Origin of the sequence: Kitasatospora sp. NPDC059973 (genome assembly GCF_042737525.1) — a bacterium.
Taxonomy (GTDB): Bacteria; Actinomycetota; Actinomycetes; order Streptomycetales; family Streptomycetaceae; genus Kitasatospora.
The window spans coordinates 1-23,983 of record NZ_JBHWUI010000092.1 but is presented as its reverse complement, the minus strand read 5'-3'; the positions used below and the strand labels follow the sequence as shown (position 1 = coordinate 23,983).

Sequence of the window (23,983 nt, the reverse complement as noted above, 5' to 3'; positions counted from 1 at the left end):
AACCCGTCCGGACGGCCGGCACGGGTCGACCGGCACAGAGCCGGTCCGGCGCCTACTGTATTTCCTTCCGACCCGGGCCCGGTCGGGCGGGCGGGCGGTTGGCGTCCCGCCCACCGCGCGGCGCTCCGGAGAACGCCGCGCCAAGTCCGGTGGAAAACCGGGTGCGAGCCGCACCGGAGCCCGGTGAAAAGCCCGGCCCGGCGGGCGCTCGTCGCACCCACCGGGCCGGGCAGTTGTAGCAGAACTGTCGAACAGCCGGGCGGTCGTGGGCCGGGCCGACCGCCCTCGGGCCGGAGGCACCGGGCCGACCGTCACCGGTCAGGCGTCACCGGTCAGGCGTCGACGGTCTCCGCCGGCTCCGCCGGCTCGGCCGGCGGCAGTGCCTTCACCGAGTCGAGCAGCAGCTGGGCGACGTCGACCACCTTCAGGTGCTCCTTGGCCGCGCCCTCGTTCTTCTTCCCGTTGACCGAGTCGGAGAGCATCACCAGGCAGAACGGGCAGGCGGTGGAGACGATGTCGGGGTTGAGCGACAGCGCTTCGTCCACGCGCTCGGTGTTGATCCGCTTGCCGATGCGCTCCTCCATCCACATCCGCGCGCCACCGGCGCCGCAGCAGAAGCCGCGTTCCTTGTGGCGGTGCATCTCCTGCTGGCGCAGACCGGGGACCTTGTCCATGATCTCGCGCGGCGGGCTGTAGACCTTGTTGTGCCGGCCCAGGTAGCAGGGGTCGTGGTAGGTGATCAGGCCCTCGACCGGGTTCACCGGGACGAGCTTGCCCTCGTCGATCAGGTGCTGCAGCAGCTGGGTGTGGTGGATGACCTCGAAGTGGCCGCCCAGCTGCGGGTACTCGTTGGCGATGGTGTTGAAGCAGTGCGGGCAGGTGGCGACGATCCGCTTCTTCGGAGCGTCCTCCAGCGCCGCGTTCAGGGTCTCGACGTTCTGCGCGCCGAGCATCTGGAAGAGGAACTCGTTGCCCAGGCGGCGGGCGGAGTCACCGGTGCAGGACTCCTCCTTGCCGAGGATCGCGAACTGCACGCCGGCGGTGTGCAGCAGCTCCGCGAAGGCCTTGGTGGTCTTCTTGGCGCGGTCCTCCAGGGCGCCGGCGCAGCCGACCCAGTAGAGGTACTCGACCTCGGCGGGGTCGATGTCCTCACCGATCACCGGCACCTCGATGCCGGTCTCCTTCTTCAGCTCCTTGACCCAGTCCAGGCGGGCCTTGGTGGCCATGCCCCACGGGTTGCCCTTGTTCTCCAGGTTCTTGAGCATCGTCCCGGCCTCGGTCGGGAAGGAGCTCTCGATCATCACCTGGTAGCGGCGCATGTCGACGATGTGGTCGATGTGCTCGATGTCCACCGGGCACTGCTCGACGCAGGCGCCGCAGGTGGTGCAGGACCAGAGCACGTCGGGGTCGATGACCCCGCCCTCCTCGGCGGTGCCGATCAGCGGGCGCTCGGCCTCGGCGAGCGCCTCGGCGGGCACGCCGGCCAGCTGCTCGGCGGTGGCGCGCTCCTCGCCCTCCATGTCCTTGCCGCCGCCGGCGAGCAGGTACGGCGCCTTGGCGAAGGCGTGCTCGCGCAGGCTCATGATCAGCAGCTTGGGCGAGAGCGGCTTGCCGGTGTTCCAGGCGGGGCACTGCGACTGGCAGCGGCCGCACTCGGTGCAGGTGGAGAAGTCGAGGATGCCCTTCCAGGAGAAGTGCTCGACCTGGGAGACGCCGAAGACGGCGTCGTCGGCCGGGTCCTCGAAGTCGATCGGGGCGCCGCCGCTGGTCATCGGCCGCAGGGCGCCGAGCGCGGTGCCGCCGTCCTCCTCGCGCTTGAAGTAGATGTTGAAGAAGGCGAGGAAGCGGTGCCAGGCCACGCCCATCGAGGGGTTGATGCCGATGGTGATCGCCCACGCGAAGGAGATGCAGATCTTCAGCATCGCGAAGAGGTAGATCAGGTTCTCCAGCGTGCCGTGCGCCAGGCCCTTGAAGGCCAGCACCAGCGGGTAGGAGATCAGGTACTTCGCCTCGTACGAGCCGACGTTCTCCAGCGCGCCCTCCAGGCCGCGCAGGATCATGATGCAGAGGCCGATGCCGAGGATCGTGTACTCGACGTAGAAGGCCTGCCAGGCGATCGAGCCGGCGAACCGGGACTTGCGGCCGGACCGCGACGGCAGGCTGAGCAGCCGGATCACGATCAGGGTCGCGATGCCCAGCGTGGTCAGCGTGCCGACCAGCTCGGTGAAGAGCTCGTACGGCAGCCAGCCGCCGAGCACCGGCAGCACGAACTCGGCGTCGAACAGCTGGAAGAAGGCGGTCAGCAGGGTGAGGCCGAGGGTGAAAAAGCCCACCGCGACGAACCAGTGCGCGATGCCGACGACGCCCCAGCGGTTCATCCTGGTGTGGCCGACGAACTCGACCGCCACGGTCTTCACCCGCTGGGCGGGCACGCCGAATCTGGTGGGGTCGGACTGGCCCGTCCGCACCACCTTGAAGATGTACATCGCCGCACGGGCGGCGAGCGCGGTGCCGATCACAAACGTGACCAGCGAGATGACGATCGCTGCTAGCTGCATCGGCTCTCCGTCTCCTGCGGCTTCCTGGTGAGAGTTTCTACGCGTGCGAGTGTACTCGTCGGTAACTTGCCGGGCCGACGGCCCGGACATTACCGCCCGTCAACACTCCTCCAGAAGATGCTCAAGGTATGGCGGCAGTCACGCGAGCCCGGCGCACCACGCCTTCCGGCGGGTCGGCGCGATTTTCGGCTCAGCAAAGTTGAGCCACTGGGACTCATAGCTGTTGACGCCCTCCGCCGAGTCGTGCATCCTTGAGCCTGTAAAGCTCAACTCTTCCGTGGAGGTACCAACGATGGCACGCGCGGTCGGCATCGACCTCGGTACGACGAACTCGGTCGTCAGCGTCCTTGAGGGTGGCGAACCCACCGTCATCACGAACGCCGAGGGTGCGCGGACCACGCCGTCCGTCGTGGCCTTCGCCAAGAACGGCGAGGTGCTGGTCGGCGAGGTCGCCAAGCGCCAGGCGGTCACCAACGTCGACCGGACCATCCGCTCGGTCAAGCGCCACATGGGCACCGGGTGGAAGATCAACCTGGACGGCAAGGACTTCAACCCCCAGCAGATCAGCGCCTTCGTGCTGCAGAAGCTGAAGCGGGACGCCGAGGCCTACCTGGGCGAGACGGTCACCGACGCCGTCATCACCGTCCCGGCCTACTTCTCCGACTCGGAGCGCCAGGCGACCAAGGAGGCCGGTGAGATCGCGGGCCTCAACGTCCTGCGCATCGTCAACGAGCCCACCGCGGCCGCCCTGGCCTACGGCCTGGACAAGGACGACCAGACCATTCTGGTCTTCGACCTCGGCGGCGGCACCTTCGACGTGTCCCTGCTGGAGATCGGCGACGGGGTCGTCGAGGTGAAGGCCACCAACGGTGACAACCACCTCGGTGGTGACGACTGGGACCAGAAGGTCGTCGACCACCTGGTCAAGGTCTTCCAGGCCGGCCACGGCGTGGACCTGTCCAAGGACAAGATGGCCCTCCAGCGTCTGCGCGAGGCCGCCGAGAAGGCCAAGATCGAGCTGTCCTCGTCCTCCGAGACCTCGATCAACCTGCCCTACATCACGGCCTCCGCCGAGGGCCCGCTGCACCTGGACGAGAAGCTCACCCGCGCCCAGTTCCAGCAGCTCACCTCCGACCTGCTGGAGCGCTGCAAGGTCCCGTTCCACAACGTCATCAAGGACGCCGGCATCGCGCTGTCCGAGATCGACCACGTGGTCCTGGTCGGCGGCTCGACCCGGATGCCCGCCGTCGCCGAGCTCGTCCGCGAGCTGACCGGCGGCAAGGACGCCAACAAGGGCGTCAACCCGGACGAGGTCGTCGCGATCGGCGCCGCGCTCCAGGCCGGTGTCCTCAAGGGCGAGGTCAAGGACGTCCTGCTGCTCGACGTCACCCCGCTGTCCCTCGGCATCGAGACCAAGGGCGGCATCATGACCAAGCTGATCGAGCGCAACACCACGATCCCGACCAAGCGCTCGGAGATCTTCACCACGGCCGAGGACAACCAGCCGTCCGTGCAGATCCAGGTCTACCAGGGCGAGCGCGAGATCGCCGCGTACAACAAGAAGCTCGGCATGTTCGAGCTGACCGGTCTCCCGCCGGCCCCCCGCGGCCTGCCCCAGATCGAGGTCACCTTCGACATCGACGCCAACGGCATCATGCACGTCGGTGCCAAGGACCTCGGCACCGGCAAGGAGCAGAAGATGACCGTCACCGGCGGCTCCGCGCTGCCGAAGGACGACATCGAGCGCATGATGCGCGAGGCCGAGCAGTACGCGGAGGAGGACCACAAGCGCCGCGAGTCGGTCGAGACCCGCAACCAGGCCGAGCAGCTCGTCTACTCGACCGAGAAGTTCATCGCGGACAACGCGGAGAAGCTCCCGGCCGATGTCAAGACCGAGGTCGAGACCGCCATCGGCGAGCTCAAGGAGACCCTGAAGGGCGAGGACATCGCGGCCATCCGCGAGGCCTCCGAGAAGGTCTCCACCACCGCCCAGAAGCTCGGCCAGGCGCTCTACGCCAACGCCGACGCCGCCGGTGCCGCGCCGGCCGGTGACGCCGCCGGCGCCAAGGACGACGACGTCGTCGACGCCGAGATCGTGGACGACGAGAAGCCCAAGGGCGGTGCGGCATGACGGAGAAGCCGCAGGGTGCTGAGCCCGGCGACGACTCCGCCGCCGAGGAGGCCGTGATCGAGGCCGCCGAGGAGGCCGCGGCAGCCGGTGACACCACCGGTGCCGCGGGCGACGCCGCCGCCAAGCAGCTCGCCGAGCGGACCGCCGACCTCCAGCGCCTTCAGGCCGAGTACCAGAACTACCGCAAGCGGGTCGAGCGGGACCGTCTGACGGTCCGCGAGATCGCGGTCTCCAACATCCTGGAGTCCCTGATCCCGGTGCTGGACGACATCGGCCGGGCCCGCGAGCACGGCGAGGTGACGGGCGGCTTCAAGTCCGTCGCCGAGTCGCTGGAGACGGTCGTGGCCAAGCTGGGCCTCCAGCAGTTCGGCAAGGAGGGCGAGCCCTTCGACCCGACCATGCACGAGGCGCTGATGCACAGCTACTCCTCGGACGTCACCGAGGACACCTGCGTCCAGATCCTCCAGCCCGGCTACCGGATCGGCGAGCGGATCATCCGCCCGGCGATGGTGGCGGTCGCGGAGCCCCAGCCGGGCACCCAGACCACCTCCGCGCCGGACGCCGAGTCGGCGAAGTCCGCGGAGTCGGACAAGGCTGACGGTGGCGCGGACAGCTGACAACCCGTGCGCTGCGGAGTCGTACGCCGGCCAGTACGGCGGCCGGCTCCGCAGCGCCGTATCCGTTGACCCGGTTCCCCGCGGCGGGGAGTCCGGTGGATCCGTGGCCGGCGGGCCCACCCGCGCCGGATCCCTACCTGTTGACTCCGGGAGGTGGCGGCAGCCATGAGCGAGCGAGTGGAGAAGGACTACTACAAGGTCCTCGGCCTGCCCAAGGACGCCTCCGCCACCGAGATCAAGAAGACGTACCGCAAGCTGGCGCGCGAGTTCCACCCCGATGCGAACACGGGCGACGCCAAGGCCGAAGAGCGCTTCAAGGACATCTCCGAGGCCTATGACGTCCTGTCGGACGAGAAGCGCCGCAAGGAGTACGACGAGGCGCGCACGCTCTTCGCCAACGGCGGCTTCCGCTCCGGCGGGCCCGGCGGGGGCAGCTACAGCTTCGACTTCGGCGACCTCTTCAGCGGCAGCCAGGGCGGCGGCGCCGGCGGCGGCGGGATCGGCGACGTCTTCGGCGGCCTGTTCAACCGCGGCGGCCGGCAGGCCCAGCCGCGGCGCGGCGCGGACGTCGAGACCGAGGTGACGCTCTCCTTCGAGGAGGCGGTGGACGGCGCGACCGTCCCGCTGCGGATGACCAGCCAGGCCGCCTGCCGCACCTGCAGCGGCACCGGCGCCAAGGCCGGCACCACCCCGCGGGTCTGCCCGACCTGCGTCGGCGCCGGCACCGTCAGCCGGGGCCAGGGCGCCTTCGCGCTGTCCGAGCCGTGCCGGGACTGCCGCGGCCGCGGCATGATCGTCGACGACCCGTGCGCCGACTGCCACGGCAGCGGCCGGGCCAGTTCGGCCCGCACCATGCAGGTCCGGATCCCGGCCGGCGTCCAGGACGCCCAGCGCATCCGGCTGAAGGGCAAGGGCGCCCAGGGCGAGCGCGGCGGCCAGTCCGGCGATCTCTACGTCACCGTGCACGTCGACGCGCACCCGGTCTTCGGGCGCAAGGCCGACAACCTGACGGTGACCGTGCCGGTGACCTTCCCCGAAGCCGCTCTGGGCGGCACCATCGAGGTACCGACGCTCAACGGCCCCTCGGTGAAGCTCAGGCTGCCCCCGGGCAGCGCCAACGGCCTCACCCTGCGGGCCCGCGGCAAGGGCGCCACCCGCAAGGACGGCACCCGGGGCGACCTCCTGGTCACCGTGGAGGTCGTGGTGCCCCAGCACGTCACCGGCGACGCGCTGACGGCCCTGGAGCAGTACCGCGAGGCCACCGCCTCCGACGACCCGCGAGCCGCCCTCTTCAAGGCGGCGAAGGGAGCGTGACGACCAGATGACCCCCGACAGCGGCCCGATCGGGCCCGGCATCGGCGAAGGCCTGCCCGGCGGCGCCCCGCGCGCCCGCCGTGCGGCACCGCCGCCGCACTACGTCCTCACCGAGGACACCCCGGTCTACGTGATCTCGGTCGCCGCCGAGCTCTCCGGCCTGCACCCGCAGACCCTGCGCCAGTACGACCGGCTCGGCCTGGTCTGTCCCGACCGCACCGCGGGCCGCGGCCGCCGCTACTCCAGCCGCGACATCCAGCAGCTGCGCGAGGTGCAGCGGCTGTCCCAGGACGAGGGCATCAACCTCGCCGGCATCAAGCGGATCATCGAGCTGGAGAACCAGGTCACCGCGCTGCAGTCGCGGATCACCGAGCTGGTCGACTCGCTCGAAGGCGCCGCCTCCGCGCTCCAGCAGCGCGAGGCCGCCGTCCACGCCTCCTACCGGCGGGACCTCGTCCCGTACCAGCCGCCGAGCCAGTCCAGCGCACTGGTCGTCTGGCGCCCCAAGCGGTAACCCCGCCACCACGGCACCCGCCGCCGGCTCCCTCCTGATCGGGGGGTGCCGGCGGCTCGGTCGTCTGTGAGAGAGTGCTGGACCGGAGCGTGCCCCTGGCAGGCAGTGCTGTCGGTGGCCGTCCTTACCGGCCGTGACCGCGACCTAGGATGCCTGGTACAACCGACTTGAGAACGTTGACTACTTGTCCGGTCGACGACAGGGAGCCGAAGATGAGTGGGCGAGAGCAGCCCGGTTCCGCAGGTGGCGGACCGCGAATACTGTCTGCCGACGCCCGCTCGCTCTATCTCAGGACCGTCCACGGCAACGGCCGGCTGACAATCGGCGCCGGCCCGGGCGAGACCGCCGCGCTCCGCGAGCTCATGGACCTCGGTCTGCTCATTCCGGACAGTGACGAACCCGGCTCGCTCATCGCGGTCGACCCGGCCCAGCTCTCCTTCAGCCTGAGCTCCGCCTGGCAGCGCCAGGCCCTCGACCTGCTGGCCCGCGCGGTCGCCCTGCCGGCCGATCTCAGCGAATTGGCCGACGCCTTTCACAGCCCCGACCAGTCGGGCGGCCCCATCGAATACGTCCAGGGCAAAGCGCTCATCAATCAGCGCCTCCAGCAATGCATGGCCACCGGGATGACCGAGGGCCTCGCCATGCAGCCGGGCGGCCCCCGCCCGCCCGAGCTCCTCGCCGCGGGAATGGAACGGGACCTCAAGAGCCTGCAGCAGGGCGCTTCGATGCGCACGATCTACAACGCGAGCACCCGATACCACCAGCCCACCCGCGAATACGTGTCCCGGCTGGCGAAGGAGGGTTATCAGTTTCGCACCCTGGACGAGCCCTATGCCCGCCTCATCATTGTCGACCGGCGGCTCGCGGTAATTCCGGTGGGCGATGACGACCTGGCCGCTTTCATCCACGATCCGGCGGTCATCAAATATCTCGTGGAAGAGGTATTCGAGCGGAACTGGGGCCGGGCGCTGGAGTTCGACGGCGACACCACCGTCCCGCAGCAGGTGGTCTCCCGGCTGCGCCAGACGATCATCGACCTGCTTCTTTCCGGTACGAACCATCGGGTCATCGCCCGCAGACTCGGCATCAGCGAGCGCACGCTGGCGCGACATATCGCCGAGATGCGGGAGGACTACAACGTCGACTCCCTGTTCCAGCTGGGCTACGTCCTCGGCCGGGCCGCGCAGCACCGGCCGGAGTGAGGGCCCCGAACGGCGGCGGGCGCCCGCGCCTGGAGCCTTTCGGCACTCGAACGTCCGCTATGACAGGGAGCGGTCAGCCCCAGTTCATGTCATTGGCGACGAGGTAAACGGCGGCCTTGGCGCGGGAATCCCCGGCACCTGCGTCCACCTGCGGCTGCGTACCGTTTGACAGGACGCAGACACCGGCCAAAGCTCCGGCCGCGATGGCAATCGGAAGCACGACCTTGCGCACAAGCCTGGACATACGGGACACCAGCCCACTCCCTTTCCGAAAGTTGCTCTAGCCGAACTAATAGCACTGGAGTCCACATGATGCCGCACGCCGAGTTGTGGTGTCACCTCCCCGTTGTCCCCCGGCGGCGTCATCTCCCTGCCAGGCAGCCAGATGACAGGGCAGAAACCTGGACGCGAGCGTGACCACTGATAGACGATCAGTTCGCCCCCGATGGTCCAGCACCAGGTCAAAAACCTGTTGCTGTACGGTCAATTCTTCATCACCACAGGGCACTGGATCCACCTGAAGCAGCAACTACTCTCAACGCCTGCCGGCACCGTCCCCCAATCCGGTCGGCCTTCCCCCGGAGTCGACATGACCGAGCCCTACCTGCGTCACCACGACAGCCAGGCCCCCGAGGGCCGGCGTGCACGTGTGTTCCTGGCCGCGCCGCTGATGCGGTTGACCGGCCCCGCGGACAGCGTGGTGACCCTGGCCAGCCGGACGCGGCTGACGACACTTCGCACCACGCTCCTGCGCAGCGGTGCCGCCGTGTACAGCGCCCACCACAGTGACGCCTGGACGATCGCCGGCCGGGCCCCCGAGCCCCGGGTGCCGTCGGACTTCCGGGCCCTGCAGTCCGCCGACCTGGTCTTCGCCTACGTCGGTGCGCCGCTCTCCGCCGGTGTGAGCCTGGAGCTGGGCTGGGCGTCGGCGCTGCGCAAGCCGATCGTCCTGCTGGTGGACGAGGCGATCACGCACAACCCGCTGATCGCCACCATCGAGCAGGTCGCCCCGGTGCTGCCGCTGGTCTTCGACGACACCTGGTCGCAGGAGGCCCTCCACCACACCGTGGAGACCGCCCTCGACTGGGCCGGCATGGCGCTCTCGCTGCGCGAGGGTTTCTGGACCGCCCCCGGCGACCAGTTCAGCATCCCGCGCCAGCAGCCCCCGGTGGTCGGTCCGACCGGCTACTGGCCGACCGGCGCGGCGACCGGCTGACCCCGGCTCACCCATCGGACTCCCCCGGCCGGGCTCCCCGCATCTGCCAGCCGAGCTGGAAGAGCGTCTCCGCGTCGTAGAGCTCGCGCAGGCGCGAGATGTGACCGGCCACCGTCCGCTCGCTCAGCCCCAGCCGGCCGGCGATCGTCCGCTGCGTCAGCCCCTGCGACAGCAGCCGGCCGATCTGGTCGTGCACCGCCGGCTCGGTGGCGCCGGCGGCCAGCGCCGACCAGTTCACCCCCTCCGCCTGGCGCCACTGCTGCTCGAACACGTCCACCAGGAAGGCGACCGTCGCGGAGTCCTCCACCAGGGCCGCGCTGGTGTTGTCCGGCGCGGCCGGGATCAGCGCCACCCTGCGGTCGAAGATCAGCACCCGCCTGAACGGCGCGGCCAGGGTGCGGATCGGGCTGCCGAGCCGGGCCGACGCCGCCGCGTACTCGACCGTCGGCGCGTCGAGGCGGGCGCTCGCCTCGTAGATCGTGCGCATGGTGCCGCCGCGGGCGAGGTAGCGGCGGGTGTGCTCCAGCGCGTCCCGCATGTGGGCGGCCGGCCGGGCTCCGCCGGGCTGGGCCGCCCAGGCCTCGCGGTGGTGCTCGTCGGCGAGCTGTGAGATCAGGTGGCGGATCTGCCCCATGCCGGTGATCCGCCGGGCGCCGCCGGTGCGGTCCTCCCGGCCGGGCGCGGCGTCGTAGGCCTTCGTCAGGTCGTCGATCAGCTCCGGGACGAGCGCCGCCCGGGCCAGCAGGCGCGCCCCCTCCTCGCGCAGCCCGGCCCCGATCCGCTCCCCGACGGCACGCGGGTTCACCACGCTGTACACGCCGTCCGCGTAGCGCGGTGTGAGCAGCCCGACGTCGGTCAGCTGCCGGACCGACCGGGCGTCCTGGGCGCTCACCTCGGCGATCGGCAGCCGGCCGCCCTCGCGCAGGATGGTCCGGTACAGCTCGCGGGCGTCGGCGTCCGGCAGCGGGGCCTCGGTCGTCGCGGCCCCGGTCGTCGCGGCGTCGGTCATCGCGGCATCGGTCATCGCGGCGTCAGTCATCGCGGCCGCCCCGCATCAGCCAGCCGAGCTGGAACAGGGTCTGCGCGCCGTGCCGCTCGCGCAGCCGGGAGATGTGCGCGGCCACGGTGCGCTCGCTGAGGCCCAGCCGGGTGGCGACGGTGCGCTGGGTGAGGCCCTTGGCGAGCAGCCGGCCGACCCGGTCGGGGGCCTCCTGCGCGACGCCCCGGGCGAGGGTGCCGGCCCAGTCGGTGGGGTCGGCCCGGGCCCAGTCGCGTTCGAAGGCGCCGACCAGGAAGGCGATCGCGGCCGGGTCGGAGATGAAGGCGGCGGTGCTGTGGTCCTCGTTGGCGGAGATCACCGCGACCGAGCGGTCGAAGACGAACAGGCGCTGGAACGGCTCGTCCAGGATCCGGATCTGCGAGCCGTGCCGGGTGACCTCGTCCGCGTAGGCGAGCGCGGCCGGGTCGGAGACCGCGACCGGCTGGTAGACGGTGCGCAGCGAGCAGCCGCGCTGCAGCAGCCGGAGGTCCTGGAGGAGCGCGATCTTCAGGGCGTCGGCCGGGCGGTGGCCCGGCTGGGCGGTGAGGACCTCCGTCCGGCAGTCGGCGACCAGTTGGGAGATGCGCTGGCGGATGTGGACGTGGCCCTCGATGTAGACGGCGCCGCCGGAGCGCTCGGGCGGGCGGGGCATCGCGTCGTACGCCTGGGTGAGGGTGTCCAGCGCGCCGGGCAGGTTCTCGGCGCGGACCAGCAGCCGGGTGGCCTCGCTGCGCAGTTCGGCGCCGAGCCGGTCGCTGACCGAGCGCGGGCTGACGGCGGTGTAGCAGGCGTCCATCGGGTTGGGCATCAGCAGGCCGATGTCGACCAGGAGCCGCAGCGCGGCCCGGTCGGACTCGGGGACGTCGGCGGCGGGGACGCGGCCGCCGCCGGCGAGGACGGCCAGGTAGAGCTGCCGGGCCGCCTCGTCGGGCTCACCGCCCGGCGCGCTGGTGCCCGGGGCGGCCGTCGGATCCGCCGTCACCTCGAACACTCCCTGCCGGATGGGTCTCGGATCTGCCTGTGCCGCGCGTGCCCCCCGCACGGGTCGATCGTGGTCGCGGTACCGCGCGCCGCACGCGATCACGGTACTGCGGACCGGCGGACCCCCGGGGACCGGGTGCCGTCGCACACGGGTTTCCCGGGGGTCGCCGGTAGCACGCCAATCCCAGGGCGCTCCCGGCGAGGCGGAGCAGCAACGCCTCGCCGGTTCCGGTCCCGGGGACCATCACCACACATGGCGTCCCGGCCGGCGCTCTTCCCCCCGACATGCAGGTACGGACGTACCTCTCGCATCCAGTATCGAAGAGCAAGTCACCACCATCGGGCTGCGATCGCCCGGACGGCTTGGCGTGTCTCCACCATCACAGCGTGACGGCCGGTGAACAAGTGCCGCCCGACTGCATGTTTTCGCAATTGCAGGAACCTGCACCGTGAATCCGTGGCAGCCCCCGGGCGGCCTGTCGGGGTCGGGGAAGGAAGGCCAGGTCAGGGCGATGACGGGGCGGGCGGCGACCGTCCATTCAGTCGGCTGCGGAGCGGGGCGCTCCGAATCCGGACTGCCCCATCGGGCAGCCTTCGCTGATCCTGCACGATCCCTTCACAGAATCCCCCTCCACCCTCCGGTCACCCATCGTGACCGCGCTTGCCGCTACCGTGACGGCTCTGCTAGCGGGCCAGCAGCCTGCCGCCGGCCAGCCCGGCCGCGGTGCCGCCGGCCGCCACGGCCCAGGCGGCGGCCAGCAGGACGAAGAGCCCGGCCGCGAGGCCGGTGAACCCGGCGAAACCGGTGTGCCGGGCGAGCGCGGAGGCGCCGGTGACGCAGGTGCCGACCGGGAAGGTGTAGGCCCACCAGGTCATCGTGAAGGGCATCCCGGCCCGGCGGGCCCGCAGGTTGGCCGCGGTGGCGATGACCAGCCAGAGCATCGCGACCCCGAGCACCGCGACCCCGTAGAGCTCGGCGAGGGCGAGCGCCACCGGTGCCAGCTGCGGCGCCACCGGGCGTGCGGCGTCGGCGAGTTGGTGGACGGCCGTGGTGGACTGGCCGAGCGGGCCGAGTACCAGGAAGAGCGACGGGGTGAGCACCAGGGCGGACAGCTTGCTGTGCACCAGCCCGGTGAGCACCACCGGCAGCAGCGCCAGGATGGCCAGCAGCCCGACCCCGAACAGCGCGCAGCAGCCGTACAGCAGGCTCTGCTGCGCGGTGCCGGCCGGCAGGTGCGGGACGAGCGCGGGGCCGGTCGCGGAGGCGACCAGCGGCGCGACCACCGGCAGCAGCCAGGTCGGGTTGGCCTCCAGCGGGGAGACGGCGTGCCGGGTGATCATCAGGTACGGGACGCCGGCCGCGACCGCCAGGGCATAGAGCGTGCCGATGCCCCAGAGCGCCGCGTCCAGCGCGACGGCCGGGCCGGTGCCGATCACCCGCGAGCCGAGGGTGAGGGTGCCCAGGCCGACCGAGAGCAGGGCGATCGGCGGGCACCCGTAGAAGACCGCGGTGGCCGGGTTGTCCAGCAGGTGGGCGCGGGCCTCGGCGCGGTACCGGAGGAGGTGGACCACCCGCGCGGGGACGAGCACCAGCAGCGCGACCGCCCCGAGCGCCCACATCAGCTCGCCGAAGCCGATCAGCCCCGGCAGCCGGACGGGCAGCGCGGCCGCGCCGTTGCCGACGATCGCGGTGCCCATCACCACCGCGTACCAGTTGGGACCGAGCTGGGCGAGGTCGAAGCGGGCGGTGCGGGTGAGCGGTCGGACGCCGGTGAGGATGGCCATGGAACCACCGTGCCGTCCGCCTCCGGCCACCGGTAGCGCCCACCGGCCTATGAGGGCATAGCCTGAGTCTATGGCTCTCTCCCCGCACGTCCCCGAGCTCGGCGCCCTGGAACTGCTCCTCACGGTGGCACGACTGGGCAGCGTCGGCCGGGCGGCGGCCGAGCTGGGCGTGAGCCAGCCGACGGCGAGCGCCCGGATCAAGGGCATGGAGCGGCAGATCGGCGTCCCCCTGCTGGAACGGTCCCCGCGCGGCTCCCGGCCGACCAAGGCCGGCCTGCTGGTGGTCGAGTGGGCCCGGCACGTGGTCGAGGCGGCGCACGCGCTGGACGCCGGGATCGACGCGCTGCGCGAGCGGCGGGACGCCCGGCTGGTGGTGGTGGCCAGCCTGACCGTCGCCGAGTACCTGATGCCGGGCTGGCTGCTGGCGCTGCACGACAGCAGCCCGGGCACGGCGGTGATCCTGCGGACGGCCAACTCCTCCGACGTCGCCGGGCACGTGCTGGCCGGCGAGGCCGACCTCGGCTTCGTCGAGGGCCCGTCCACCCCGCCGGGGCTGGCCGGCGCGGTGGTGGCCGCCGACCGGCTGGTGGTCGTGGTGGCGCCCGGCCACCCCTGGGCGCGCCGCCGCTCCCCGGTGACCGGCCCCGAGCTGGCCGCCACCCCGCTGGTGCTGCGCGAGCCCGGGTCGGGCACCCGGGAGGTCCTGGAGATGGCGCTGGCGCCGTTCGGCGGCGCCGCCAAGCCGCGACTGGAGCTGGCCTCGTCGACCGCGCTGAAGGCGGCCGCGATGACCGGCGCCGGACCGGTCTGCCTGAGCGAGCTGGCGGTGACGGAGGAGCTGGCGACCCGGCGGCTGGTGGCCGTGCCGCTGGCCGAGGGGCTGGACCTGCGGCGGCCGCTGCGCGCGGTCTGGCCGGCCGGCCACCGGCCGGGCGGGCCGGCCCGGGAGCTGCTGGTGCTGACCCGGCGGACCGGGCCGTCCGTCCGCAGCGGCTGGCAGCCCGCGCCGCGGCTCGACCGGTACACCGTCTCCGGGCACCCCAAGCGTTCATCCGAAGGTTGAGCGGAATAGACTCAACTTAGTGCATGCTGTACTCAGCAGGGCCGGTGGCCGGGGGCCGCCGCCGCCCGTACGAAGCAGTTCGCCATCAGCGAGGAGGACACCCCAGCAGTGGACGCCAGCAAGTTCACCACCAAGACGCAGGACGCCCTGTCCGCCGCGATCCGGCAGGCCGGCGCCGCGGGGAATCCGGACGTCAAGCCGGTGCACATCCTGATCGCCCTGCTGGAGCAGCCCGAGGGCATCGCCGGGCCGCTGCTCAAGGCGGTCGGCGCGGACGCGACCCGGATCGACACCGAGGCCCGCCGGCTGCTGGCCGGACTGCCCCGCGCGATGGGCTCCACCGTCGCCGCGCCCCAGCTCGCCCGCGACACGCTGGCCGTGCTCACCGAGGCCGGCACGCGCGCCGAGGACCTGGACGACCAGTACGTCTCCACCGAGCACCTGATGGTCGGCCTGGCCGCCGAGGGCGGCGCGGTCGCCGACCTGCTCGCCCAGCGGGGCGCCACCGCGAAGGCCCTGCTCGCCGCGTTCAAGGACGTCCGCGGCAGCGGCCGGGTCACCTCCCCCGACCCGGAGGGCACCTACAAGGCCCTGGAGAAGTACGGCACCGACCTCACCCAGGCCGCCCGGGACGGCAAGCTCGACCCGGTCATCGGGCGCGACCAGGAGATCCGCCGGGTCGTCCAGGTGCTCTCCCGGCGCACCAAGAACAACCCGGTGCTGATCGGCGAGCCCGGTGTCGGCAAGACCGCCGTGGTCGAGGGCCTGGCCCAGCGCATCGTGGCCGGTGACGTGCCGGAGTCGCTGCGCGGCAAGCGGCTGGTCGCGCTGGACCTCGGCGCGATGGTCGCCGGCGCCAAGTACCGCGGCGAGTTCGAGGAGCGGCTGAAGGCCGTCCTGAACGACATCAAGCAGAGCGACGGCCAGGTCGTCACCTTCATCGACGAGCTGCACACCATGGTCGGCGCGGGCGCCGGCGGGGACTCCGCGATGGACGCGGGCAACATGCTCAAGCCGATGCTGGCCCGCGGCGAGCTGCGGATGGTCGGCGCCACCACGCTGGACGAGTACCGCGAGCGGATCGAAAAGGATCCGGCCCTGGAGCGCCGGTTCCAGCAGGTGCTGGTCGGCGAGCCCAGCGTGGAGGACTCGATCGCCATCCTGCGCGGCCTCAAGGGCCGGTACGAGGCGCACCACAAGGTGCAGATCTCGGACGCCGCCCTGGTCGCCGCCGCCACCCTGTCCAACCGCTACATCACCTCGCGCTTCCTGCCCGACAAGGCGATCGACCTGGTCGACGAGGCGGCCTCCCGGCTCCGGATGGAGATCGACTCCTCCCCCGTCGAGATCGACGAGCTCCAGCGCGCCGTCGACCGGCTGCGGATGGAGGAGCTGGCCCTGGAGAAGGAGTCCGACCCGGCCTCGGTCGACCGGCTGACCCGGCTCCGGCGCGATCTCGCCGACAAGAACGAGCAGTTGAGCGTGCTCACCGCCCGGTGGGAGCAGGAGAAGAAGAGCCTCAACCGGGTCGGCGAGCTGAAGGAACGGCTCGACGACCTGCACGGCGCCCTCGACCGGGCCCAGCGCGACGGCGACTTCGAGCGCGCCTCCAAGCTGATGTACGCCGAGATCCCGGCCGCCGAGCAGGAGTTGACCGAGGCGCAGGAGGGCGCCGAGGAGCGGGACGCCACCTCCTCCATGGTCAAGGAGGAGGTCGGCCCGGACGACATCGCCGATGTGGTCGCCTCCTGGACGGGCATCCCGGCCGGCCGGCTGCTGGAGGGCGAGAGCTCCAAACTCCTGCGCATGGAGGACGAGTTGGGCCGACGCCTGATCGGCCAGGCGGAGGCCGTCCAGGCCGTCTCGGACGCGGTGCGGCGCACCCGCTCCGGCATCGCCGACCCGGACCGGCCGACCGGCTCCTTCCTGTTCCTCGGCCCCACCGGCGTCGGCAAGACCGAACTCGCCAAGGCCCTGGCCGACTTCCTCTTCGACGACGAGCGGGCGATGGTCCGGATCGACATGAGCGAGTACGGCGAGAAGCACTCCGTCTCCCGCCTGGTCGGCGCCCCGCCCGGGTACGTCGGCTACGAGGAGGGCGGCCAGCTCACCGAGGCGGTCCGCCGCCGCCCCTACAGCGTGGTGCTGCTGGACGAGGTGGAGAAGGCCCACCCCGAGGTCTTCGACGTCCTGCTCCAGGTGCTGGACGACGGCCGGCTCACCGACGGCCAGGGCCGCACGGTCGACTTCCGCAACGCGATCCTGATCCTCACCTCCAACCTGGGCAGCCAGTTCCTCGTGGACCCGGCCACCCCGGAGGAGATGAAGAAGCGGCTGGTGCTGGACTCGGTGCGGGCCGCGTTCAAGCCCGAGTTCCTCAACCGCCTCGACGACATCGTGGTCTTCGAGCCGCTGGGCACCGCCGAGCTGAGCCGGATCGTCGACCTCCAGGTCGCCCGGCTGGCCACCCGGCTGGGCGAGCGCCGGCTCACCCTCCACGTCGACGAGGCCGCCCGGGACTGGCTGGCGCTCACCGGCTACGACCCCGCGTACGGCGCCCGGCCGCTGCGCCGCCTGGTGCAGTCCGCGATCGGCGACCAGCTCGCCCGGGCCATCCTCTCGGGCCAGGTGCACGACGGCGACACCGTCCTGGTCGAACGGGCCGAGGAGGGCGACCACCTCACCGTCCGGGCCCGCGGCCCGCTGGAGAAGTAGCGCTGCGCAGCCCCCGGACCGGGCCGCCCCCGCTCCCCGAGGGGGCGGCCCGGCGCCGCGCTCACCCTCGGTGGCCACGGCCCCGACCGGGGGCCCGGCAAGATCCACAGGTGCCCGCCCGCCGCCCGGGCGCCCCTGTGAGGCAGGCCCAGGATGAGGCAGGATGGGAGATGGAAGGGCGGCCTCTCATTGCCGGCCACCACGTGCACTGAGGAAGAGGACCCCCATGAGCATCGACCCGTCGTCCATCCCGTCGTTCGGCGTGCCGCAGGGCGGCCAGCCCGGCGGCCAGGGAGGTCGGCCGGCCGGCCCGCCGCCGATCGTCGTCCCGGACCAGGCCCTGGTGACCCAGCTGCTGGACCAGATGCAGCTCAAGCACGTCGTGGACGAGGAGGGCGACCTCACCGCCCCCTGGGAGGGCTTCCGCGTCTACTACATGTTCCGCGGCGAGCAGAAGGAGCTCTTCGCGGTCCGCGCGTTCTACGACCGCGCCTACCCGCTGGAGGACAAGGCCGAGATCCTCGACCTCATCGACGAGTGGAACCGCGAGACCCTCTGGCCCAAGGTCTACACCCACACGCACGAGGACGGCGTGGTCCGCCTGATCGGCGAGGCCCAGATGATCGTCGGCACCGGCGTGAACCTGGACTACTTCGTCACCACCACCGCCAACTGGACCCAGGCCGCCGTCGGCTTCGAGCAGTGGATCGTCGAGCGCCTCGGCCTGCAGAAGGAGATCGAGGGCGAGGAGGGCGAGGGCGAGGCCCCCGAGGGCACCAACGAGGCCTGATCCTCCCGCCACCGCTCCGCTCCGCTCCGCGGCACGGCCCGCCCCGGCACCCCCGGCGGCGGGCCGTTCTTGTCCCCGGCCACCCGCTGCCCCAGGATGGGGCCGACGACGAGGCGTGAGGAGCCGCAATGGGTACGAGGCCGCTGCTGAACCGACGGCTGGCCGGGATGGGCACGACGATCTTCGCCGAGATGTCCGCCCTCGCCACCGCCACCGGCTCCATCAACCTCGGCCAGGGGTTCCCGGACACCGACGGACCGGCCGAGATCGCCCAGGCCGCCGCCGACGCCGTCCTCGCGGGCCGGGGCAACCAGTACCCGCCCGGCCCCGGCATCCCCGAGCTGCGGAGCGCGATCGCCGAGCACCAGCAGCGCTTCCGCGGCCTCGCCTACGACCCGGACACCGAGGTGCTCGTCACCGCCGGGGCCACCGAGGCGATCGCCGCCGCCCTGCTGGCGCTGCTGGAGCCGGGCGACGAGGTGATCGCCCTCGAACCCTTCTACGACTCCTACGCCGCCTGCATCGCCATGGCCGGCGCCGTCCGCGTCCCGCTCACCCTGCGGGCCCCGGACTTCCGCCCCGACCTGGAGCGACTGCGAGCGCTGGTCACCCCGCGCACCCGGCTGCTGCTGCTCAACTCCCCGCACAACCCCACCGGCCTGGTGCTCTCCGCCGACGAACTGGCCGCGATCGCCGCCCTCGCCGTCGAGCACGACCTGCTGGTGGTCACCGACGAGGTCTACGAGCACCTGGTGTTCAGCGGCGCCCACCACCCGATCGCCGCGCTCCCGGGCATGCGCGAGCGCACCGTGTCGATCTCCTCGGCCGGCAAGACCTTCTCCTTCACCGGCTGGAAGGTCGGCTGGGTCACCGGCTCGGCGCCCCTGGTCGCCGCCGTCCGCACCGCGAAGCAGTACCTGACCTACGTCAGTGCCGGTCCCTTCCAGTACGCCGTCGCCGACGCCCTGCGGCTGCCCGACGACTACTTCGACGGGTTCCGCGCCGATCTGCTGCGCAAGCGGGACCTGCTCGCCGACGGGCTGAGCGCGGCCGGGTTCCGGGTGTTCCGACCGGAGGGCACCTACTTCATCACCACCGACATCACCCCGCTGGGCGAGAAGGACGGCATCGAGTTCTGCCGTGCCCTGCCCGAGCGCTGCGGCGTCGTCGCGATCCCCAATGTCGTCTTCTACGACGACACCGAGGCCGGCCGCTCGCTGGTCCGCTTCACCTTCTGCAAGCAGGACGAGGTCCTGGAGGAGGCGGTCAGCCGACTCGGTCGGCTCTGACCATCGGACGGTACGCGTCGCACGTCCTGACGAATAGTCAATTGATCAGCCGGGGGCGACGATTGTCCCCGGTCGAGGTTCGCCGGGCTCGCCCCGGTCCTTCGTGTGCCCCGTGCGCCGGGCGCAGTGGGGACCGGGGCGTGCGCGCGTCGTGAGTGGCGTGCGAGCAGCGCGCACGGCGCGCGAACCGGGGCGAGGGGCGCGCGCTGTGCAAAGTCGCACACCGGCTCGATCAGAGCGGGGAAGCCGGGGTGCTCGAAACGGTGAATGCTTGACAAAGTTGGGTAAATCACCGACGGACCCGGCGTATTCATGCTTCTCTGCTGCTGAATCTCCAGCCGGAATCCTTCCTTCCACGGTCGGCCGCGCCCTGGACCGCACAGCCACGAACAGCCTCGCCTTTGCCCAGGCCTACTCGCTGCTGCACGGCGGGCGCGCACGGAGCTGAAACGCGGAGCCGAGCATGCTCACCACACTGCAGACCTCCTACACGGACACCCGCGCCGGTGACCTGGCCTGGTGCCTGGGCGGCGACCCGCTGCCCGCTCTCGCAGTCCGCGACCTGAGACTCGCCAACGCCGGGCGCCCCGGGCCGCCCGGCACCCTCCAGCTGCGGCTGCTGGGCGCCTCGCACCAGGTGGTGATCGCCGCCGGGCCCGGCAGATGCCTGGAGACCGTCGCCTGCCTGCCCGGCCGCCGGACCCCACTGCCGGCCCGGGTGGCCAAACAGGTGGACGGCTGGGAGTACGAGTTCGCGGCCCGGATCGAGGCGCTGCCGCCGCACGACTTCGCCGCTCGCGCCCAGGAGTTGCTGGCCCTGGTCGAGGGCCACCCCCGCGGCCTGGCCGGCGTCTTCCCGGGCGACCCGAGCGCGTTCACCGCGCTGGTCACCCAGGGCGCCGCGGACCGGCTGCTCTGGCGCACCTGGCACGCCTATCCGCAGGAGGGCCAGCTGGTCTGTACGCGGTCCTCTCTGGTGGCGACCCGGTGAGCACGGCCGCCGATCCCGATGGGGCCATAGGTCCGCCCATCGGCCTTCATTCGCACGCAGGAACGATTCGTCAACCTGTCGTATCGCACTGTCCGTCGAATGGACGCAGCCATCCGTACCGAACGTCGCCTAGCGTTTGTTCGTGATCAACCATCCGGCCGGTCCACCCGCACAGCCGGGACTCGACCTCGACAACGGCAGCCCACCCCGGCCCGGGCGGAGCCTGACCCCTCTGCCCGCCCGCCGCAGGGCCCGGCTGCGCGCCCACCCCGCGCTCTCCCGGCTCACCGTCCTGCTGGCGGCGTTCGTCTGCGCCGCCTGCGGACTCGTCTACGAGCTCGAACTCGTCGCGCTCGGCAGCTATCTGCTCGGGGACTCGGTCACCCAAACCTCCGTCGTGCTCTCCGTCATGGTGTTCGCGATGGGGCTGGGCTCGCTGCTCGCCAAACGGTTCACCCGCCGCCCGGCCACCGCCTTCGCGCTGGTCGAGTGCGCGCTCGCGCTCACCGGCGGGCTCTCCGTCCTCGCCCTGTACTCCTGCTGGGCCTGGATCGGCCGGTACCAGGCCGCGATGATCGCCCTGACCTGTCTGATCGGGGTCCTGATCGGCGCCGAGATCCCGCTGCTGATGACGCTCGTCCAGCGGATCCGCCGGGAGGACGCCGGGCGGGCCGCGGCCGACCTCTTCGCCGCCGACTACGTGGGCGCGCTGATCGGCGGCCTCGCCTTCCCGTTCCTGATCCTGCCGCTCTTCGGCCCCGGCACCGGCGCCCTGGTCACCGGCGCCGTCAACGCCGTCGCCGGGGCCGCGGTGGTGCTCTGGCTGTTCCGCGAGGAACCCCCGCCCCGCACCCGGCTGCTGCTCTGGGGCGGCTGCGCCCTCGTCCTCGCCCTGCTCGCCGCGGCCGCCGTCTGGTCCGGCGCGATCGAACGCGCCGCCCGGCAGGCCCTGTACGGCGGGCAGGTCCGGTACGCCGCCCACACCCGGTACCAGGAGATCGTGCTCACCGGCCCCGCCGAGGGCCCGCTGCGGCTGTACCTGGACGGGCGGCTCGCGGTCTGCGGTCCGGACGAGTACCGGGGCAGCGAGGCCCTGGTCCACCCCGCGATGGCGGCCGGGCCGGACGCCCGGGTGCTGCTGCTCGGCGGCGGTGACGGCCTCGCCGCGCGGGAGGTGCTGCGGCACGGCGGCGTCCGGTCGGTGCTGGTGGTCGACGCCGACCCGGCCCTCGCCCGGCTGGCCCGGACCGACCCGGGCCTGGCCGCGCTCTCCGGCCACTCCCTGGACGACCCCCGGGTGCGGACCGCCACCGCGGACCCGTTGGAGTGGCTGCGCGGCGTGCACCCGGGCGAGGCGTCCTTCGACGTGGTGCTCGCCGATCTGCCCGGACCCGCCGACAGCGGGACGGTGAAGTTCCACTCGCAGGAGTTCTACGGCCTCGCCACCCGGCTGCTCGCGCCCGGCGGGCGGCTCGCCGTCCGGGCGGACGGCGAGCCGAACGGCCTCTGGCAGGTCGAGTCCGGCCTGCGGGCCGCCGGGCTGCGGACCGTCCCGTACGCCGTCCGGGGCGGCCCCGCCGCGAGCTGCCGGCCCGACTCGCCGGACAGCCAGGCCTTCCTGCTGGCCGCCGCCGCCCAGCCCCCGCTCACCCTCGCCCCGGACGCCCCGCCGCCGCGCGCGTTCACCGCGGACGCCCTGCGGGCCGCCGCCGCCCACCTGACCGCCCTCCGCCCGGCCCGCCCGCCGGCCGCGCTGACCCTGCTGGGGCCGCGCTGACGGACCGCCCGGGGTGAAGCGGACGGAACCGGGCGGAGGGCGGCCGCGAGCGGTCGGCGGAGGGCCGGGTGCGGCCGGTCGGGGACGTCCCGACGGCAGGTAGGGGCCACCGCGGGGACCACCGCGGGTTCGGTCGGTAGGCTCCGTGACATGGAGCATGAGGTTGTCGTCCCGATGCCGGCCGAGCTGGTCCGGCAGGCCCTGCAGGATCCGGCTCTGCTGGCCCGTTGCGTCCCCGGGCTGAGCACCGAGCCGGCCGCCGTCGGCAGCGGGTCCGCCGAAGAGATCGGCGGGCGGCTGAAGCTGCGGATCGGCACCTCCACCATCACCTACAAGGGCGTGCTGTCACTGATCGAGGGCCGCGAGGGCGTCCTCACCGTGTTCGCCGAGGGCGAGGAGGTGCGCGGCAGCGGCGAGGCCACCGCCACCCTCCGGGTCGCCACCGCCGACGGCACCGCGGCCGGGACCACGCTGGTCCGCTTCGTCGGCGACCTGAGCGCCACCGGCCGGCTCACCGAGTTCGACGGCGAGACTCTCGCCGGCGCCGGCCGCCGCCTGCTCGACCGCTTCGCCGCCGCCCTCGCCTCCCCCGACGCGGAGGCGGCGGCGGAGGCGGCGGACGCCGAGGTCGAGGCGCGGCCCGCCGACGTGGAAGCGGACGTCGAGGTGGAGGGGGAAGCCGAGGTGGAAGCCGCCGTGGAGGCGGCGGACGCCGACGTCGAGACGAGCGTCGAGGCGGAAGCAGAGGACGCCGACGTCGAGGCAGAGGCCCCCGAGGCCGAGGACGAGACGGACACCGACGTCGAGGACGACGTCGAGGACGAGGCGGAGGACGACGAGGAGCCCACCGCCACCGTGCTCTTCCTGGACGACCACCAGGACAACCCCGGCGACGACCTCGACGACGACCTCTCCGACCTCATCGCCTTCTCCGACGCCGACGCCGAGCGCTTCGGCCTCCCGATCGGCGGCGACCGCGAGGAGGACGACCGTGAGGAGGCCGCCGACGTCGACGGCCCCGCCGCCGAGGCCGGGGACGGCGCCGGCACCGAGCTCCCCGCCGACCTGCCCTTCGGCTACGAGCAGGAGCCGGTGCTCGGCGGCCCGGTCCGCCGCAGCATCGTCGGCCGCTCCGCCGAGGAGGTCGACCACGCCCCGCCGCGCGGCCCGTACGCCCCCGCCCTGCCGGCCCGCAGCGCGCGGGCCCGGGCGGCGTCCCGCTGGGGCGGCGAGGCCGGCGGCATCGTGGTGCCGGGACCGGGCGGCCGCAGCGCGGTGCCGTGGATGATCGGCGGCGGCGTGGCCCTGATCGGCGGCGCCGTGGTCCTGGCCAGGGCCCTGCGCCGACGTTAGAAGGCCGGACACCCCCTAGACTGAACGCTCATGAGCAACGACCGCGACGCCCTGCTGGCACAGATCAAGGACAAGGCCGTCGTGCACGGCAAGGTCACCCTTTCCTCCGGCAAGGAGGCCGACTACTACGTCGACCTGCGCCGGATCACGCTGGACGCCCAGGCCGCCCCGCTGGTGGGCCGGGTGATGCTGGACGCGACCGAGCACCTGGAGTACGACGCCGTCGGCGGCCTGACGCTCGGCGCCGACCCGGTGGCCGCCGCGATGCTGCACGCCGCCGCCGCGCGCGGCCGCGAGCTGGACGCGTTCGTGGTCCGCAAGGCGGGCAAGGCGCACGGTCTGCAGCGCCGGATCGAGGGCCCCGAGGTCAAGGGCCGCCGGGTGCTGGCCGTCGAGGACACCTCCACCACCGGCGGGTCGGTGCTGACCGCCGTCGAGGCACTGCGCGAGGCGGGTGCCGAGGTGGTCGGCGTCGCGGTGATCGTGGAGCGGGGCGGCGCCGCCGCGGTCGAGGCCACCGGCCTGCCGTACGTGACCGCGTACGACCTGGCCGACCTGGGCCTCTGACCCGCGCGCGCCGGTAGCCCGGTAGCCCGGCGGCACAGCGGAAACGGCCGGGGCCGGGTCCTGTTTCACGTGAAACAGGAC

Annotated in this window: 19 protein-coding genes; 14 read left to right on the top strand and 5 right to left on the bottom strand. The window is 72.4% G+C overall.

The genetic code is table 11. The features are described 5' to 3' along the window. Positions 1–332 precede the first annotated feature (332 nt). On the bottom strand, positions 333–2,558 hold the full coding sequence (locus tag ACFWA9_RS24010) for a heterodisulfide reductase-related iron-sulfur binding cluster (RefSeq protein ID WP_352288438.1): 2,226 nt from the start codon (positions 2,556–2,558) through the stop codon (positions 333–335). Positions 2,559–2,850: 292 nt separating this feature from the next. On the opposite strand from ACFWA9_RS24010, the gene dnaK reads away from it, so the two are divergent. The 5 genes from dnaK to ACFWA9_RS23985 all read left to right on the top strand — a co-directional run bounded on the left by dnaK (position 2,851) and on the right by ACFWA9_RS23985 (position 8,336). Then, entirely contained in the window at positions 2,851–4,689 is a 1,839-nt protein-coding gene (dnaK, locus tag ACFWA9_RS24005; protein ID WP_329488712.1) for a molecular chaperone DnaK, read from the top strand. Beyond that, positions 4,686–5,306: a nucleotide exchange factor GrpE gene (grpE, locus tag ACFWA9_RS24000; protein WP_329488713.1), complete on the top strand. Its 621-nt coding sequence runs from the start codon at positions 4,686–4,688 to the stop codon at positions 5,304–5,306. Before dnaK ends, grpE begins: the two co-directional genes overlap by 4 nt. A gap of 165 nt (positions 5,307–5,471) precedes the next feature. Next, positions 5,472–6,620 carry a molecular chaperone DnaJ gene (gene dnaJ, locus ACFWA9_RS23995; protein ID WP_329488714.1) on the top strand — a complete coding sequence of 383 codons (1,149 nt, stop codon included), beginning with the start codon at positions 5,472–5,474 and terminating at the stop codon, positions 6,618–6,620. Positions 6,621–6,627: 7 nt separating this feature from the next. Continuing rightward, positions 6,628–7,134, top strand: a complete 507-nt coding sequence (locus ACFWA9_RS23990) for a heat shock protein transcriptional repressor HspR (RefSeq protein WP_329488715.1) — start codon at positions 6,628–6,630, stop codon at positions 7,132–7,134. A gap of 212 nt (positions 7,135–7,346) precedes the next feature. Next, positions 7,347–8,336, top strand: a complete 990-nt coding sequence (locus ACFWA9_RS23985; RefSeq protein WP_352288442.1) for a helix-turn-helix domain-containing protein — start codon at positions 7,347–7,349, stop codon at positions 8,334–8,336. Between the two features lie 73 nt (positions 8,337–8,409). Here ACFWA9_RS23985 and ACFWA9_RS23980 read toward each other — a convergent pair whose 3' ends face one another. Beyond that, entirely contained in the window at positions 8,410–8,589 is a 180-nt protein-coding gene (locus ACFWA9_RS23980) for a hypothetical protein (protein WP_329488717.1), read from the bottom strand. Between the two features lie 336 nt (positions 8,590–8,925). On the opposite strand from ACFWA9_RS23980, the gene ACFWA9_RS23975 reads away from it, so the two are divergent. After that, positions 8,926–9,552 carry a hypothetical protein gene (locus tag ACFWA9_RS23975; protein WP_329488718.1) on the top strand — a complete coding sequence of 209 codons (627 nt, stop codon included), beginning with the start codon at positions 8,926–8,928 and terminating at the stop codon, positions 9,550–9,552. 7 nt (positions 9,553–9,559) lie between these two features. Here ACFWA9_RS23975 and ACFWA9_RS23970 read toward each other — a convergent pair whose 3' ends face one another. The 3 genes from ACFWA9_RS23970 to ACFWA9_RS23960 all read right to left on the bottom strand — a co-directional run bounded on the left by ACFWA9_RS23970 (position 9,560) and on the right by ACFWA9_RS23960 (position 13,357). Then, a complete protein-coding gene (locus ACFWA9_RS23970) occupies positions 9,560–10,591 on the bottom strand; it encodes a LuxR family transcriptional regulator (RefSeq protein ID WP_380389633.1) in 1,032 nt (343 codons plus the stop codon). After that, a complete protein-coding gene (locus ACFWA9_RS23965) occupies positions 10,584–11,573 on the bottom strand; it encodes a LuxR C-terminal-related transcriptional regulator (protein WP_352288449.1) in 990 nt (329 codons plus the stop codon). Before ACFWA9_RS23965 ends, ACFWA9_RS23970 begins: the two co-directional genes overlap by 8 nt. 683 nt (positions 11,574–12,256) lie before the next feature. Then, positions 12,257–13,357, bottom strand: a complete 1,101-nt coding sequence (locus ACFWA9_RS23960; protein WP_380389631.1) for a TDT family transporter — start codon at positions 13,355–13,357, stop codon at positions 12,257–12,259. A gap of 70 nt (positions 13,358–13,427) precedes the next feature. Between ACFWA9_RS23960 and ACFWA9_RS23955 the strand changes: the two genes are divergently transcribed. The 8 genes from ACFWA9_RS23955 to pyrE all read left to right on the top strand — a co-directional run bounded on the left by ACFWA9_RS23955 (position 13,428) and on the right by pyrE (position 23,902). Beyond that, positions 13,428–14,420, top strand: coding sequence for a LysR family transcriptional regulator (locus ACFWA9_RS23955; protein ID WP_352288453.1), 993 nt, complete (start codon positions 13,428–13,430; stop codon positions 14,418–14,420). Between the two features lie 108 nt (positions 14,421–14,528). Continuing rightward, on the top strand, positions 14,529–17,135 hold the full coding sequence (clpB, locus tag ACFWA9_RS23950; RefSeq protein WP_380389628.1) for an ATP-dependent chaperone ClpB: 2,607 nt from the start codon (positions 14,529–14,531) through the stop codon (positions 17,133–17,135). Between the two features lie 226 nt (positions 17,136–17,361). Then, complete coding sequence (locus tag ACFWA9_RS23945) at positions 17,362–17,925, top strand: YbjN domain-containing protein (protein WP_329488724.1); 564 nt, start codon at positions 17,362–17,364, stop codon at positions 17,923–17,925. Positions 17,926–18,053: 128 nt separating this feature from the next. Beyond that, positions 18,054–19,214, top strand: coding sequence for a pyridoxal phosphate-dependent aminotransferase (locus ACFWA9_RS23940; protein WP_380389626.1), 1,161 nt, complete (start codon positions 18,054–18,056; stop codon positions 19,212–19,214). A 463-nt stretch (positions 19,215–19,677) separates the two neighbouring features. Beyond that, positions 19,678–20,205: a DUF2617 family protein gene (locus ACFWA9_RS23935; RefSeq protein WP_329488726.1), complete on the top strand. Its 528-nt coding sequence runs from the start codon at positions 19,678–19,680 to the stop codon at positions 20,203–20,205. Positions 20,206–20,347: 142 nt separating this feature from the next. Continuing rightward, positions 20,348–21,982, top strand: coding sequence for a polyamine aminopropyltransferase (locus ACFWA9_RS23930; protein WP_380389624.1), 1,635 nt, complete (start codon positions 20,348–20,350; stop codon positions 21,980–21,982). A gap of 150 nt (positions 21,983–22,132) precedes the next feature. Then, positions 22,133–23,335, top strand: a complete 1,203-nt coding sequence (locus ACFWA9_RS23925; RefSeq protein WP_380389622.1) for a hypothetical protein — start codon at positions 22,133–22,135, stop codon at positions 23,333–23,335. A gap of 30 nt (positions 23,336–23,365) precedes the next feature. Then, positions 23,366–23,902, top strand: coding sequence for an orotate phosphoribosyltransferase (pyrE, locus tag ACFWA9_RS23920; RefSeq protein WP_329488728.1), 537 nt, complete (start codon positions 23,366–23,368; stop codon positions 23,900–23,902). The last annotated feature ends 81 nt before the right edge of the window (positions 23,903–23,983 follow it).